The organism is Paenibacillus sp. FSL R7-0216, from assembly GCF_037969915.1.
GTDB classification, from domain to species: Bacteria; Bacillota; Bacilli; order Paenibacillales; family Paenibacillaceae; genus Fontibacillus; species Fontibacillus rhizolycopersici.
On sequence record NZ_CP150222.1, the window covers coordinates 4603764 to 4619629 of the forward strand.

Annotated in this window: 7 protein-coding genes and 1 pseudogene; all 8 read right to left on the minus strand. The window is 53.6% G+C overall.

The features are described from left to right. Positions 1 to 64: 64 nt before the first annotated feature. The gene (locus tag MKZ15_RS21235) at positions 65 to 1285 is read right to left on the minus strand and encodes a hypothetical protein (RefSeq protein ID WP_339817958.1); all 1221 of its coding nucleotides are present in this window, start codon (positions 1283 to 1285) and stop codon (positions 65 to 67) included. Between the two features lies 1 nt (position 1286). Continuing rightward, positions 1287 to 3439: pseudogene (locus MKZ15_RS21240) on the minus strand (helicase-related protein). Between the two features lie 1011 nt (positions 3440 to 4450). Then, positions 4451 to 4870 (minus strand): hypothetical protein, encoded by a 420-nt coding sequence (locus MKZ15_RS21245; RefSeq protein ID WP_339817960.1) that lies wholly within the window; start codon positions 4868 to 4870, stop codon positions 4451 to 4453. Between the two features lie 333 nt (positions 4871 to 5203). Next, positions 5204 to 5932 (minus strand): response regulator transcription factor, encoded by a 729-nt coding sequence (locus MKZ15_RS21250; protein ID WP_059041692.1) that lies wholly within the window; start codon positions 5930 to 5932, stop codon positions 5204 to 5206. After that, on the minus strand, positions 5925 to 7097 hold the full coding sequence (locus tag MKZ15_RS21255) for a sensor histidine kinase (protein ID WP_193417134.1): 1173 nt from the start codon (positions 7095 to 7097) through the stop codon (positions 5925 to 5927). The genes MKZ15_RS21250 and MKZ15_RS21255 overlap by 8 nt, the downstream gene beginning before the upstream one ends. Before the next feature lie 47 nt (positions 7098 to 7144). Next, the gene (locus tag MKZ15_RS21260; protein WP_339817965.1) at positions 7145 to 9931 is read right to left on the minus strand and encodes a stalk domain-containing protein; all 2787 of its coding nucleotides are present in this window, start codon (positions 9929 to 9931) and stop codon (positions 7145 to 7147) included. Between the two features lie 309 nt (positions 9932 to 10240). Beyond that, positions 10241 to 14272, minus strand: a complete 4032-nt coding sequence (locus MKZ15_RS21265; protein WP_339817967.1) for an Ig-like domain-containing protein — start codon at positions 14270 to 14272, stop codon at positions 10241 to 10243. 185 nt (positions 14273 to 14457) lie between these two features. Then, positions 14458 to 15660 carry a methionine adenosyltransferase gene (gene metK / locus MKZ15_RS21270; RefSeq protein ID WP_213622194.1) on the minus strand — a complete coding sequence of 401 codons (1203 nt, stop codon included), beginning with the start codon at positions 15658 to 15660 and terminating at the stop codon, positions 14458 to 14460. Between the last annotated feature and the right edge of the window lie 206 nt (positions 15661 to 15866).

Here is a 15866-nt window from a genome sequence, read left to right on the forward strand (position 1 = left end):
TTATTTGAGGGGGATTCGTCTATATCTTTGTCAACAGAATTGCAGAAATTTGTAAGAAATTAGGTTAAGATCGGGCCCAAGTCAAACAATAAATTTCGGCGCGTCGCCCGATTCGCTCGCAGATCTCATGCAGTACCCGGGAGCAGGCCTCCAGCGTACTCCCTGTCGTATATACGTCATCTACCAGCAACAGACGTACCGGTTCGGGTGAAGAATCGGGCAAAATTCGGGAAAAAGGATCCGGCTTCACAGCTTGAGGAAGCCAGGTTACCGACCAAGCGGAGGGGTTACTCCGATTCCGTTTCACGGCATCTACTGCTGCTAACAACTTGTCCGCTGCCTGGGCTGTAGGCTGGAACACATCATGCAGATCGTGCAGGCGTTCCCAGCGGGTTTTGAAGCTTTGCTTTTCGGTATGCCGGGAACGTTCCAGCAGGTTCAACAGGGGAATTTGTCCTGCGGACGCAGCCCCATAGGCCAACCGGGCGGCTTGATTAAACCCCCGTTCCTGCATACGGTCGTTGCTGACCGGGACGGCGGTTACGGCATGGAAACGAAAGGGAGTTCCGTTGTTGCCATGCCCGTTGCCACTATAGCCAGCTTCATCTAGTTCTTTGATCATCCGCCGGTAAGCCATTCCTGTCATTCGTGCCAGGACAGCACCGTACGCCTCATTGCCGCGGTATTTGTATTGCGCAAGCCACTCGCGCATGGCCGGACTGTAGGCGACAGCGCTCCGATTCATCACAAAACTGCGGGGAGCTTGACCCGAACGGGTACAGTCCGGGCAGCCCACTTGTCGGCCGCAGATTCGGCAGCGAGGGCATTTGATCCACGGAATCGAGATATAGCAGGACAAGCAAATTTCCGGGTAGCCCCGCACGCGGTCGGAAATCGTCTTGCCACAGGCCAAACAGGGAATTGCGGGTGGCGCCAGCAATTGATGTAGCGGGGATAATAAGCGGGTCCAGGTAAAGCCTTTCCCCTCATAGAAGCTGTAAATACTCGAGGACAAGGAATTTGATAAGAAATCATCCGCAGAATGGACGCCATTCGCCGTTTGTCCCCTTTTTTTTGCTGAAACAGACCTCCCGCCCTGTAGCGCTCGATTCGGGATGTACCTATTCTCGGCAAACGCATCACCATCCACTTGACCCGGGAAAAACCTGCCGCCGGACCGTACATAGGGACTTTGCTGGGGAATCCGGGAAACCTTAGCCCGATCCCAATTACGGCCTCTCGTCCGTGGCCCGCGATTCGCAACACTCAGGGATGACTTCATCATATTATTGACCCTCCTTTACCTTTAAAAACCCGTTTTTATAAGCAGCGGCGTTCATCATCCGAATTTGCCGGATGGCGCCTCGCTGCGATTTGGTCCAAGCCGGGGCAGCAAATACGACTTTCCCATTCGGATCATCCTTGGAACGACCGGCCCTTCCGGCCATTTGCACCAAAGAAGCTTCATCGAACAGGTCGCTGTCCGCGTCTACTATGTATACATCGCTTTTGGGCACGGTCACGCCGCGCTCCAGAATCGTCGTAGTAATCAACATTCGAATCCTTCCTTCTCGGAAAGCCAACACTTTCTCGTTCCGGTCCGGATCCGTGGAGGATGTTCCCTCAATACGGATACCGGGAAAATAGGAACGCAGGAGCTGGGAGAAACCCGGTATCTGGCGGATCCGTGTCACGAAGATAAAAATCTGTGCCCCGCGCTGTTCCGAATGCCGGAGAGGGCGCAACAGTGCGGGGGGTAGAGAATGACGCCGCAGGCAAAGCTCAATGTTTGCCGCTATGATCCGTTCCGGGACCGGCAGCGGACTGCCGTGATACCGCGCCGGAACTTTGGCGTGCGGCAGACGACCGGCTCGGATCTCCTTTTGCAAGCGTACGGGAGGCGTTGCAGAGAGGAAAATAAAACGGCCTTTCGGTTTGCAGGCGGCCTCTGCTGCGAAGCCAAGCATCGGATCATTATGGTACGGAAACGCATCCAACTCATCGATCACGACCAGATCAAACGCATGATAGAACCTCAACAACTGATGGGTTGTGGCTAGGATCAACCGGGCATCCTCCCAGCGCTGCGGGCTCCCGCCATACAGGACGGCCAGGGGCTCATCGGGAAAAGCCTTCGCCACCCGCGGCGCCAGCTCCAACACAACGTCGCGCCGTGGCGTGGCGACCAAGACCCGCCCCCCTCGGTCCAGTGCATAGCGCAACAGGGGAAAGATCATCTCGGTTTTGCCGGCGCCGGTGACGGCCCAGAGTAGGAAGCGGGGCGGGTGGGAAACCATAGGGTGCGAGCGTCGCAGAGCTGGGACAAGGGCGGGTCTATTGCGGGCCCCGCCAGGTAAAGGAGCTTCCTGCGCTTGCGCCAGGAAGCGCAGCGCCCCGCCGCGCTGCGCTGGGCGGGGCTCAGCCCCCACCGGTCCAGCAGGGACCCGGTGGGGGCCAGGCCCGCGGCTGTGCCGCCTCCCGCCCCCGGCGGCGGCACGGCCCCCGCGCTGCTGCCGCGCAGCAGCAGCGCGCAGGAGCGGCTGCGCCCGAGCGCGAGGCACGCCTCGCAGTAGGCGCAGCCGCGCGAGCCGCACGACCCGCAGGGCGTGCGGCGATGCACTTCGCTGCCGCAGCGCCGGCAGCGTGGGGCCCGGGCCCGGCGCCAGCGCGGGCCCGCATCACGGCGGCGGGCGGAGGCCACGCCCGCCGTGAGCTGCACGCGCCCCTGCAGGTGCGCGTGCTGGACGGCGGAACGCCAGGCCGGGGCGAAGCCCGGCAGGCGTTCCGCCAGCAGCTGCTGGAGCTCCGCTTCCAGCAGCGAGCGGCCCTCCAGCGCAGCCGCAAGGCGCTGCGCGGCTTCCACTAGGGGCGTGGCTTCGCCCCACGCCCCCGCTCTGCCCCACATGCTAGTTTCGCCTGCTTCAACCTCGCTCGTTTTTCCAACCTTGTCTGCGGGAAGCTTCCCTACCAACATAGGTCCCGAAATGTTTCGCTCCATCTTAAACGCCCCCTTCTCCGTGAACTCCCGCCCTAATTCCGTCAACCGGCCTTCCTTCCACAACCAACCCCGACGCTCGCCTAACAAGGAACTTCTCTTCAGCAACTCCCCCAGATCTCTTGATTTCTCTGAACTCATCAACCTCGCCTCGATCCGCAACTCCTCCTGCAGCTCTCTTACCAACATTTGATCCCATTGCCGATCGGACCAACGATCCATCTCGTCCAACAACTTGAAGTGATCCCTCACCTCAACAGCCCACCCCAGCGGCATTCCGTCGGATAACAAATAAATAGATTCGGAATTCCTATCCATCCACCAAGACAAATCAACCTTCAGATCCAAGCTTACTCGTAGCTCCCATCCTGACTTGGATCTTACCGCATATAAACTCCCCCTCACATTACCACTCTCCTCCCAAAATCTAGCAGTATTATCCATATTTCAACAATTATCAGATAATTCCTCTTTTTCTGATATTTGTTTTTTGGAATTCTTATTTCGCCCCTTTTCTTCGACCTGATTCCCCAAAATCCTCACACTTCATGTCGCATCTTGTCTTTTAAAACACCTCAATAACGGCCTCCATCATGCCTACTTAGGCGTTAACCATCGTAACGGAACTGAGAGACCTTATTCGCTAATTTCCCGGCTATTTCCCAAGCTAACGGAACCTACAGACCTTATTCGGCCATAAAGCAGGCAAATCACCCAAGTTCTGCACAAATAAGGGTTTCTCGTTCCGTTACAATCCATATCCTCGCGTTCCTAGGCAATAACGTCCCTGAGTTCCGTTAGAGCTGCCAACACACGCGAACTTGAAGAAAACAACAACTCCGATGGATACTGATACCCCCTACTCCTCAGCTTCAATCCCATCAGCTCACTCCCACCTTTCTCCCCTACCACTTCTTTCACTCTCTCATTACTCACTTGCCCTCAACCGCAACGTAAGCTTCCTCTCGCGCACTCCCTCCTTCCCCTCATACACCGGCTTCTTCCACTCTCTAATTACTCTCTGCCCCTCAACCGCAATCATCAGTAACCTCTCGTTGACCCCCCTCAAACTTCCCCCTCACTCTCACTTTCCTCTCGCAAACCAACTTCTCGCACGACCCATTACTCCGCTCCATCATCTTCCATCCGCCCCCGCTCTCCCACCTTGTTCAAGCAAACAGCACTCTCCCCTCTTAGCGCTCCGCTACTCCATCACTATGAACCCATTACTCCTCCTCCACTAGTCAGCCAGCTTTACCTTTCCCATGTCCTCTTTCCATCTCCTCCGTTTCTCCCCAGAATGCAAAAAAGCACACTCCCCGGCTTATCGCCATCAAGAGTGTGCTTCACACTTTACACTGCGCATTGCTATGCGCCAGCCTAGTCATATGCGGTTGTCCTTCCTGCATCCACTGCCGGTCATCAGCTCCGGAACCCTTCGCCCCGGAAAGGGTGTTACACATGGACATATGGTATTTTGTCCGCCTCCCGCGGGATGCGAAGATCGATGCAGACAGGCGTCTCTTCGTTCAACAAAGCCGCATGCGCTTCCACATCCTCTTGCCGCACCACCGCCAAGCCGATCACGGTCAGCTCCATCTCGCCTTGCGATTCGAGCTTTCGCATGATCGCCAGCGTGTCATCCTGCGAGCTCTCGTCGAGTACTGTCACCCTCAGAGGTAAACCGCGCAACCGTGCATACCAGGAGAGTGCCCGCAAGTACCATTCCATTTGATTCTCATGATTGCTCGTGACGAGAATATAATGAATCGCTTGATCCTTCCGTTTCCCTTGCAGATACAGACTGTGCAGTACATGCACCAGCGCTGCGGCCATCCCGTAGCTCAGCAAGATCCAGCCAATATAAGGAACCACCGTACCCACCTCCCATTAGAGAAGGGTCCAAAAGTCATATTCCGAACCCTCCCTTATAGCGACAATATATGCCGCCGCACAAAGGTCGGTTACTGGGCTCCTACGGATGGAACCGCATGGCAAGGCGCATCGGCGCGAGGGCCGGGGTTCCGCCAACTATGTATTTGGCTGGTGCCGTTTTCCGGGTAAGGCGTTTCATGCGCCAACGAGGCACCCGCCTCACTTTTCAAGATCATGAATAATATGGTAACCTCGGGCAGCAAAAGCCCTTTGATCCTAATCCCGCGAAGCACTCCGGACACGGCCGCGGGACGTTAATGCAAAATTAATTTCTTACAGGGTGACCCAGCCAAACTTAATCGCATTAATAACCGCTTGGGTGCGATCGTCCACATCCATTTTTTGCAAAATGCTGCTGACATGGTTCTTCACCGTCTTCTCACTTATGAACAAATGCTCGCCGATCATCTTGTTGCTGCGGCCTTCCGCCATCAAACGAAGCACCTCAGCTTCCCGACGGGTCAGTGGATTGTCGTCGCCGGCTACGAATTTCACGCCCGCTTCACGGATCGCGGTATCTTCCGCAATCGCTCCGGTCTCGCTCAGGTATTCCATCCGGCGAAGTTGTTGAATCAATTTGCCCGTCACCTTCGGATGAATGAACGCATTGCCCTCCGCTACCGTCCGAATCGCATTAATCAGGGATTCCGCCTCCATGTCCTTCAGAAGGTAACCCGTAGCGCCTTTGCGCAGCGTTTCAAACACGTAACTCTCATCATCATGGATCGATAAAATAATGACCTTCACATCGGGCAGCGCCTCGCGCAGCTCGGCTGTAGCATCCACGCCGTTGAGCAGGGGCATGTTAATATCCATCAGAACGATTTCCGGATGAAGCTGCAAGCAGCTCTCCAGCACCTGGGTGCCGTCCCCGCATTCGCCAACGACCTCGATATCTTCCTCCATATTCAAAATCCGCTTCAGACCCTCACGAAATAACTGATGATCATCTGCCAAGAGAACTTTAATCACTTGTCTGGTTCCGCTAGTAAGACTATCCATCCTGGTACTCCTTTCTCTTATCTGAGTTGGTTGGGATATGAATGATGATTTTCGTGCCCAAGTTGGCGGCCGATTCAATTTCCATCCGACCTTCGAGCAGTTCCACTCTCTCCCGCATGCCGATTAATCCAAAGTGCGTATGCTCTTTCGTCTTCTGTTCCAATTGCTCCACCTTGAAGCCCAGCCCGTTGTCCGTCACCACGATGCGGATCATTTGCGCCTGGTACGTTATTTCGACGCCAACATAGGTCGGAAAAGCATGCTTCGCCGCATTCGTTAACGCTTCTTGGACCAGCCGGAAAACCGCCGCCTCCATTGGAGAGGACATCCGGTGCTCCTTGCCCCGGGTTTCGAAGGTTGCCCTAATTTTCGTCTTTTCTTCATAATCATGCACATACTTGCGCAGCGTCGGGATCAATCCGAGATCATCCAAAGCCATTGGTCGCAGGTTAAAAATCACCTTACGCATCTCTTCCAGACTCGAGCGAACTTGCGCTTTCAAATCTACTATTTCGTCCTGCACTAGCTTAAATTCCTGCTTAGCAAGCATTCTTTCTACAATTTCCGTCCTAAGCACTAGATTCGCCAGAAGCTGGGCAGGACCGTCATGAATCTCCCGGGAAATGCGCTTTCGCTCTTCTTCCTGGGCCAAAATAATCTTCAATCCGATCAACTGACGATTCTTCGCGGATTCCAAAATCCGGGTCACTTGTCCTAGTTCGCCAGAAAAATACTCCAGCACGACGCTCATCTGCGAACTGATCGTTTCGGCACGCTCCACCGATTTCTCCACATTGCGCGCTCGCTTCTGCAGCTCGTCGCGGCGGGCCTTCAGATACATCTCCTTCTCGCGGTAGATGAGCAGGTCCAGCTGGAGTTGGGTTGCCTTTTCATAGGCTTGCTTGATGTCCTCTTCATTGTAACGCACGAAGTCCCGGCTGACTTCCGTCAGCCGGATGCGAGATTTCCGGTAGTTTACCTCGAGCTGGTCGACCTTCTCTACCGTTTCCGCTGTTTCCTTCATGACATTCTGCAGCTCGTTGCTGAGCGTTTTGAGCTCATTACGGGCCGAGTCTAGTATCTCAAGGATCTGCAGCTTGCTGCTTTCTAACACATTTACGGCATTATGAATAACGCGATCTATGGCATCCGCTTGAAAATCCACGCAATCCTTCTCCGTTCCTTAGTCCGAATAGTCCCAGACTAATCATATCATGATTCGAGGGTAATGGATTTGGTTTTCTTCTCCCAATTTACGCCAATTCCAAGCTGTTCGGAGACCAAACGTAATGGGACCAAAGTCCTTCCGTTAACGATAATCGGAGAAACCTCAGCTTTGGAAGACACCCCATTAAGCAAAAATGCCTTCTGTCCGACGGTCAACTCCAGAATCGTGGCTCCGCGAGTCACGGTGATTTTCTTAGCCGCGCCGTTCCAAGCCGCGCTCCCGCCAAACACATCCAGCACGTACTTGATCGGCACGTACGTCGTGTTGTCTTTGAGCAGCGGTGCAACCTCTAGATCTTGCTTCTTCCCGTTGACCGTCATCGACTTCTGACCAAGAACCATCACGGCTGTTGCGCTCGGGAAGTCGGAGTTGCCGCCGCCGGCCGCAGGAGCCGTGAACCGTACGTTGTCAAAAGATACACTTCCCGTCAGCGCACGTTCATCCTGCCCTTCCTCCACGTTGACGACATACAGCCGCTTCAACTTGGCCGGGAACTTGATGTTGCTTGCCGTCAGATCGGCGGTGAGCGTCTTCCAACCGGTGAAGTCCATCGGGCGAGCCAAGTCGATGTAAACCGGCTTGCCATCGGCATCGGACAACTCCGCCCGTACCCAGTTCAGGCTGGCATCTCCCAACACGTCGACCGTCAGGGTAGTCGCGTTGTCCGGAATCGCTTTGCCGCTTGTGCCGTTGATTTGTGCGTAAGCAAACTTACTGCCGCTGCCGCCCGTCAGGTCGTAATCGAGCTTCAGCACTTTGGAATTCGCGCGCTCGCCATCCCCTTGCACAATGGATACCGTTCCCGTTGCTTCAGCCGGCAGGCCGGTGAAGGAGATCGGGTAAGCGATGTTTTCGAAGCTTTCCCAGATCGTTTCCGTCGAAGCCGACAGAACGACCGGAGTTCCGGTAAAGCCGTCATAGGATGGCGTCGCATACGCGAACTTCGCGCCGTTGTTGACGGACTGCACGGTCAACACGCCGCCTTGCACGCTGGCTTTCATCCCGCTGAACGCCCATTTCACTGATTCCGCCGGAACGTCCACGGTGCGTCCGTCTTTGAGCTTCGCGGTCACGGCCACCGTGACACTGGTACCCGCTTGCAGCGGCGCGAACGTCGTTCCCGCCGTTAGGCTCTCCAGATCGGTTCCCCCCAGCACCTTCACGTCCATGCTAGTTTTCGCTTGACCGCTGGAGGCCGTGATTTTGGTAGTCCCTGCCTTCACGCCTTTAAAGCCGCCCTCGGTCCAAACCAAATTCCCGTTGCTGGCTTGCCAGGAGGCTTGCAGGCCGCTCGTATCGATCGGGTTGTAGTACGTATCGTATCCCTTCAAAGCGTAAGGTACGGTTTGGCTGATGAACAGCGTCGAAGCGCCGCTGACTTTGAGGCCGAGCAGCGTACCCTGCGGAGCGTTCGTAAATACGCCAAGTCCGTTGGCGACCGCGCGTTGCCCCGCCGATCCGTTCGACGTCGTAAACGTCAGTTGCGCCGACGTTTCCGCTAACGGACGCGTGACCATCGTCGTGGAGCCGCCGCCGTCCAGGTTCATCCCTTTCCAGATGCCGATCCCCGTCATGAAACCTTGCAACTCCTTTAGAGTGAGGCCGGTACTGTTGCTGTTTTTCTCGGCGGTAATGATATAGGCGGTCTTCCCGTCCTTGGAATAACCCACCGCCGTCCGTGCGACGGCGCTGCCGCCGCTAATAGACGTAATCGAACGGGTAAACGCCGATGCCTGACCTTGGTCGACCAGCAGGGTGTGTCCGCCAATCATCATTTTCAAGTCTGCTGGATTCACCGTTTGCCCGTCCGTTAAAGAGCGCAGCTCATAGGTCGCATCAACGCGCTGACCCACCTGCAGGTGCGTAGCCACATAATCGGCCGCCGTACCATGCGCACGCAAAATAAACCCGTCAGCTGGCACCGGTCCCGGAATGGCCGCTTTGATGGAGATCTGCGTAACCACGCCGCCTTGCACCAAAACCTCAGTTGGCGTTGTCGCACTGGCAGCCGGACGTTCCTCCGCTTTCCACGCGCTGGTATAAATGAACATATTATTGACATGGCTGTAGGCTTTGTCCGGTTCTGTCATATAGGATTCCTGGTTGATCCCGGTGAGCGGGAACGTCGAGCCGTCCTCGGCGAATACCGTGCCATTGAAGCCAAAACGGTCGATCATCGGAGTCCCGTCATTCCGCACGGCAAAAGCATACATCCCCTGCAGCTGCGCCGGGCTGGTGACCACGGTTCCTTTCGTGACGGCCGCCCCCATCGGGACGCCCTGGCCGGCAGTCGCAAAGAAATCGCCGTTCACGCCGGCAACGGCGCCCGTTTCTTTGGCCATGCCTTCCACGCTTTGTCTGGTCGTTACTTGCCCCCCTTTGCCAGTCATCACATCCATTTGGACGTAAGGGTTCGCCAAATCCACCTCGATCACATCGGCCAGCACTTTCACTGGCTTACCCGACCGAGTCACCGTGTACTCGTATTTCACGAGCTTGGCTCCGGACGTGATCATCTCTTCCCCAAGCTTAACGGTTTGGCTTGCTGCCGCTTCTGCGGTTAAAGCCGGGCCTGCAATCGGCCCAACGCCAATCACAGGCTGAATCCATATCAAACCCGCCAGCGTGACGAGGGCGATTCTTTTGCCGCTCTTTGCCACCAGGTGGGCCAATTTCGAGTTTTGACGCACGACCACTTTCACATCAGTATCGGCTTGATTTCTTCCGGTTTCCTCTCTTCTGACTACCATTTTGTTAGACAACTCTCCCATCTTTAGTTACCTCTTTAACGTGCTTCTATTATTAGGAACCTCTTATTAATAGACTACTTTTAGCCGGAAAAGTTACGAAAAATAGCAATTTTGTTGAAGGAATGTATCCATTCGTTGAATTCCGGAAGATCTTCGTTGTGGATAATGTGGAATCCGGGGATAAAAGCTGTGGAAAACAGGGATAACTTTTTTCATTTCTCTCAATCGGAGACGTCGTGCATTGTGGATAATGTGAATTCCGTGGATAACTTGTGTGCAAAAAAATCCCGACACCAGGTTTAGCACCCCAGTGCCGGGAAAAGTTGTGGATTAAATGTAGTTCAGTTTATCCAATACACGCTTCAGCATGACCGCAGCCTGTGCGCGCGTCGCATTGCCTTGCGGCTGGAACGTATTCGTCGTCACGCCTTGGATGATGCCTTCCTTCACGGCTTTGGCCACCGTGTCCTTGGATTGGATCTTCGCCGCATCTTTGAACTTCGTTAACGTCGCCGTACTTGCACCGTTCATCGACGTATCGTACCCGGCGTATTCCATCGCCCGTACCATCATCAGCGCCATTTGTTCCCGCGTGATGTTGCTATTCGGCTTAAACGTGCCATCGGCGTTCCCGTTAATGATCCCGGCCTTCGCCGCCGCCCCGATATATGCCGCCGTCGTTCCGGACGACACGTCCGGGAAGCGGCGGGCATTCGCCTCATCCCCTGCTAAGCCAAGCCCCTTCGCAATAAACACCGCGAACTCCGCGCGGGTAATACTCTTGTCGGGTTCGAAGTTGGAGCCGGACAATCTTGGACTCGCAATCAGCTTGTTGGTTAACTCGGCGATATCGTTTTTCGCCCAATGCTTGGTCGTATCCGTGAAATAGCTATAACCGATGGCCGGACCAATCAAGGCATTGCCGGATGTTGTTCCTTCAAACAAAAGCGTCCCGCCGCTGCCGGTCGTGCTGGAAGGCAAATGGGCCATCGTCCGATTGGTCACATCGTATTTAACTAAGGAGGCCTGGTCCGCTACCGATGCCTGTCCTGATAAACGATAGTGGATTTGACCCTTATGGGAGACATCCACATCGTTTTGTGGAGACGAGGTGTTGAAGGCTGACACGCTAACCTGAACCGGGTCGGCCAATGGGGTTAAGGTCACGCTACCTGTAGCGCCTGCCGAAGGCAACTGATTCCGTGAAACGGTCTCCAACTCGATCAGCAGGTTAACGGAATTCAGCATATCCGCCATTAACGAGCGAGAAAGCTCAGTATACGGGATTTTCTCTACCGGCACTTCATAGAGCACGTTTCCATATTTTACGGCAAAAGAACCCGTTTTTCCGCTATTGTACAGATCCATGAATCCGGCCATCGGTGCCGCGACGAGCGCCGCTTTCTCGCTGGACGGCACTTCGAAAACCAACATCCGACTGTTGACGTTGTTATTAGCCAAATATTTGAACGACTCTTGCAGCTTCGCATTATCCAGGGTGTATTTATTCACGATTTGGCCGTGCTGCGTGCTGGCCCCAGAAACTTGAGCCGCACCGGATCCCAGGACGAACCCAGCTTTGCCGTAATCGGCAGCAGCTAACGTCGTGAGATAGGAAGGCTGACCGTTCACTCCCCCGGTTCCTGGAGTGCCGGTTCCCGTTCCCGTCAAATTCTGAACAGGCATTTCGCTATAGCTCTTTAGGATATTCCCCAGATAATCATATAAAGGCGCCGCCCCTGTCATATAAGATAGCTTGACGGCTTGCGTTGGCGTGACCGCCGAAGTCAGCTTCAGCGTCAAAGTATCCCCGCTGATCGAAGCACTTTGCAGGCCACGTGCCGTCTGATCGACGGCTACGTAAAACTGATTGACTGGGATATAGCTCAACGCCATGAGTGACGTATTATACGTTACCGTGAGAGTGTCCCCGCGTACAATGGCGGAACGAATGCCTTCCGTAATGGTACTGTAGGTAACTGGCTGCAGATTGATATATCCCGCTAAGTTTCCATTCAAATCGGCAATACCACCTACCCCGGACACATAAGAGAGCGTCACGGCTTGGGTTTGCGTAAATGAGGAGGCAAGTGTCAAGTAAACCTGACTCCCTACGATTTCTACATTCGTCACGTAAACAGGCGAGTTGTTCACAAGCACCGAAAATTGACTTTTCATCGGAATGCTCGTCGTACGCAATGCTTCGTTGTATGTCAGTACAAGCTTGTTCCCCGAACCCTCTACCCCCGTAAATTCGGGAGGACGGGTATCGTTGTAGTTCCTTACGAAGTAATCGGAAAAGCTTGGAATGTTCTGCCCCCGGTAGTCCTGCAGCGGGTAAGACCCTGGAGAATAGGAGACTTTTACAATTTCTCCATTGGATACGGAACCGGAAAGATACAAGGTTACCGTCGTCCCGCTTTGAGAAATGCTGTTAATACCTTTAGAGTAACCATCGGCTGTTACTGAAAATTGTTGATAAGCATAGCTCGACACGCTCTTCAACGTATCGCTGAAATTTAAGACCAGCGTACTTCCGGAGACATAACCATCCTTAGGTTTGGGCTGAACCGAATCAACGCCGTTTGTCACTTCCCTGCTGGAAAAGGAAGCGGCTGCATTACCCGCCAAATCCCGGATCGGTCTGACACTGTTTCCGGTGTAGGCGATGGTCACCTTCTGACCGACGGCTACGCCAGTTTCCAATGTCACGTAGGCGCTGTCGCCGGAGACATAAGCATTGCTCAATCGGCGCGTCTCACCGTTTACGGTGACGGAGAAACTGGACGTCAGCAAGCTAATCGAAGAGTCCAGGGATTCATTGTAAAGGAGACGAATGACTGAGTTGCTGTACATCGTTGCACTTTGCAAGGTCGGCGCGGTATTATCCGCACTAACCGTCTGGAAGGTCCAGCTGCTCGTCCCGGTCAGTCCCCCAAAGGAGGTTCCTCCTGCCGCTAAATCCACGATAGCACCGGCAGCGATGTTCACATAATAGGTCGCCCCTTCTTGCAAATTACCCGTCGGATCAATGATCAACTGACGGTTGTTCGAAGGGTTCACTTGTACGGTCGCCGGTACAGAAGTCGCAGTTCCTTGCTTGTACAAGCTAATCCCGGACGCATTATTCAGTGCGATACTCCGGTTAAATGTCGCAATCAAATTACCCGTTACTGGATGATTCGTGCTGCGATCGGCCGGAGACAATGAACTGACGGCCAACGTCGTCGACGTCGTGGTTCCCGTCGTAAATGACCAAGTGGCTGCCGGGGCCGGATTACCGTCGCTATCCGCAAATGCCCCCGCCGGAACCTCTACTGTGTATGTTGTATTCATGTTGAGAGCCGCTGTCGGCTGGATGACGATCGTTTCGGAGTCGCCTCCGGTCACTTCCGTAGAGGTGACGTTGATCGTACGCTGCACGACCGTTCCCGTTTTAATCGTGATGTTGCCGCCAACCGGATACACATTACGGCTATAATTGAGCTGTAACGCTGCCGACGGGTTTATGCCGGTTCCTGTTGGCGCGTATTGCGAAACCGTGACAGGAGCTCCTTTAACGGAGAACGTCCACAGGTTAGCGTTATTGATACCGGCATACGGCGTCCAATCGGAATCGCGAAAGGCCGTATTTTCGATCAGGACATAATATCGTTCGCCAGCCGATAGTTTCGTTGTCGTGAATTGTATCGTTTGCGAATCCGGTTGAGTTACGGACGAGGCCGAAATCGTCTCCACCGTTCTATTATCGGAAACCCGATTGATCAGAATTCTCCCGCTGCCGGCCTCAATCGGTTCACTGAACGTGGCACTCAAGGTCAGCAGATTCCCTGCGGCCAATGGCTCGCTCTTATTATTCGGCGTAAATGTATCAGCCGTTGGAGCGATATTACTTGAGGATACGGTCGTGAACGTCCATTCCATAATAGGAAGCGGATTATTCCCATCTACTTCGATAAACGTTCCTGCCGGAATTGAGATCTTATATTCCTTGCCATTTGCTAGAGTGTGCGGCAGCGTCAAATTCAGCTCTTGATAATCCTGACTCACCCCTGTAGCCGGACGCAATTGAATTTGGTCATAAAGCAAACCTGAAGCCGTATCCGTAATTGTGATGTCTTGAGAGGTGAATGTCACCCTTTTAGCAAATTCGAGTTTGATCGATGTATTGATTGGAACCCCTCGATCACCATTCCCCGGGGTGACAGTGGACGTTCCGATCATACTCGAAGCAGCCACCGCCGTCTTTGAAGATAGATTCGTAAAAGATGTTGTCACGCCGGAAGCCGCTCCTGCTAAAGCACCACCGAATAAATTCGCCGCCAGTAAGATAGCTATAACTGCGGATGATCTCTTTTTCATGTCTAGTAACTTTCCCCTTCCCTGAAGCCAAGTTCTGTATATAAGTCAGCCTCATCGGCAACGAAGCGCATACCTATATCTATTAACGGCAGATTTTCCCTTCGAGTTTAGAAATCAGAGCAACAAAAAAAGGATACTCCCTCACGAAGTGAGTTCGAGTATCCTTTAAGATGATGATACAACAATTAAAGTCCCGCTTGCACCTTCAACGCCTCCGCCTTGTCCACTCTTTCCCAAGGAAGGTCGATGTCCGTACGTCCAAAATGTCCGTAAGCAGCGGTTTGCTGATAAATCGGACGGCGCAGATCCAACATACGAATGATTCCCGCCGGGCGAAGATCGAAGTTCTCGCGAACGAGCTCCACCAGCTTCTCTTCCGATACTTTACCGGTTCCATACGTATCCACGTTGATGGAAACTGGATTCGCTACCCCAATGGCGTACGCCAGTTGGATTTCTACCTTGTCGGCCAATCCGGCAGCAACCAGGTTCTTCGCTACATAACGAGCGGCATAAGCTGCGGAACGGTCCACCTTCGTTGGGTCCTTACCCGAGAAGGCACCCCCGCCATGACGGGCGTAACCACCATACGTATCGACGATGATTTTACGTCCAGTCAAACCGGCATCTCCCTGAGGCCCGCCAATCACGAATCGACCCGTTGGGTTAATAAAATATTTCGTATCCCCGTCCAACAACTCGGCCGGAACAACGGGAAGGATCACTTGTTCCTTAATATCTTTTTGGATTTGCTCCAAACTGATCTCTTCGGCATGCTGCGTGGATACGACGATCGTGTCCACTCGATTGGGCTTGCCGTCAACATATTCAATCGTCACCTGCGTTTTGCCATCGGGACGAAGATATTCCAACGTGCCGTCCTTGCGCACTTCAGACAAACGGCGTGCGATCCGGTGGGAAAGTGCAATTGGAAGAGGCATCAGTTCTGGCGTTTCATTCGTAGCAAACCCGAACATCAAGCCTTGATCGCCGGCCCCGATATTTTCGGTTTCCTTATCGACCTGAGCCGGATCCCGATGCTCCAGAGCGGCATTCACGCCTTGCGCGATGTCAGCCGACTGCTCGTTTAACGAAGTAAGTACCGCGCAGGTATTGAAATCAAAACCATATTTAGCACGCGTATAACCGATCTCCTTGACCGTCTTGCGCACGATGGCTGGAATATCGACATACTCGGATTTCGTACTGATCTCCCCGATCACGAGCACCAGGCCCGTGGCTACTGATACTTCACAAGCAACTCGAGCATAAGGGTCATTCGTCAAAAAAGCATCAAGCACCGCATCCGAAATTTGGTCGCAAATTTTATCCGGGTGCCCTTCGGTTACGGATTCGGAAGTAAACAGGTGTCGCCCTTGTACGGACATAATTTCAACCTCCCATGGATAGTATGGCTGCAGCCTGTCTATCCAATACAATATAAAGCCCAAGCAAAAAATGAACCTTTCCCAAATCGGAAAAGGTTGGATTAGCATCCTCAAAGGAAATAGTATCGCATTTGCCAAGTCATGTCAAAATAATTCATGGCTTTTGTGGAATAATTTATAATGGTTGTTCAAAAAGTCATCTTATC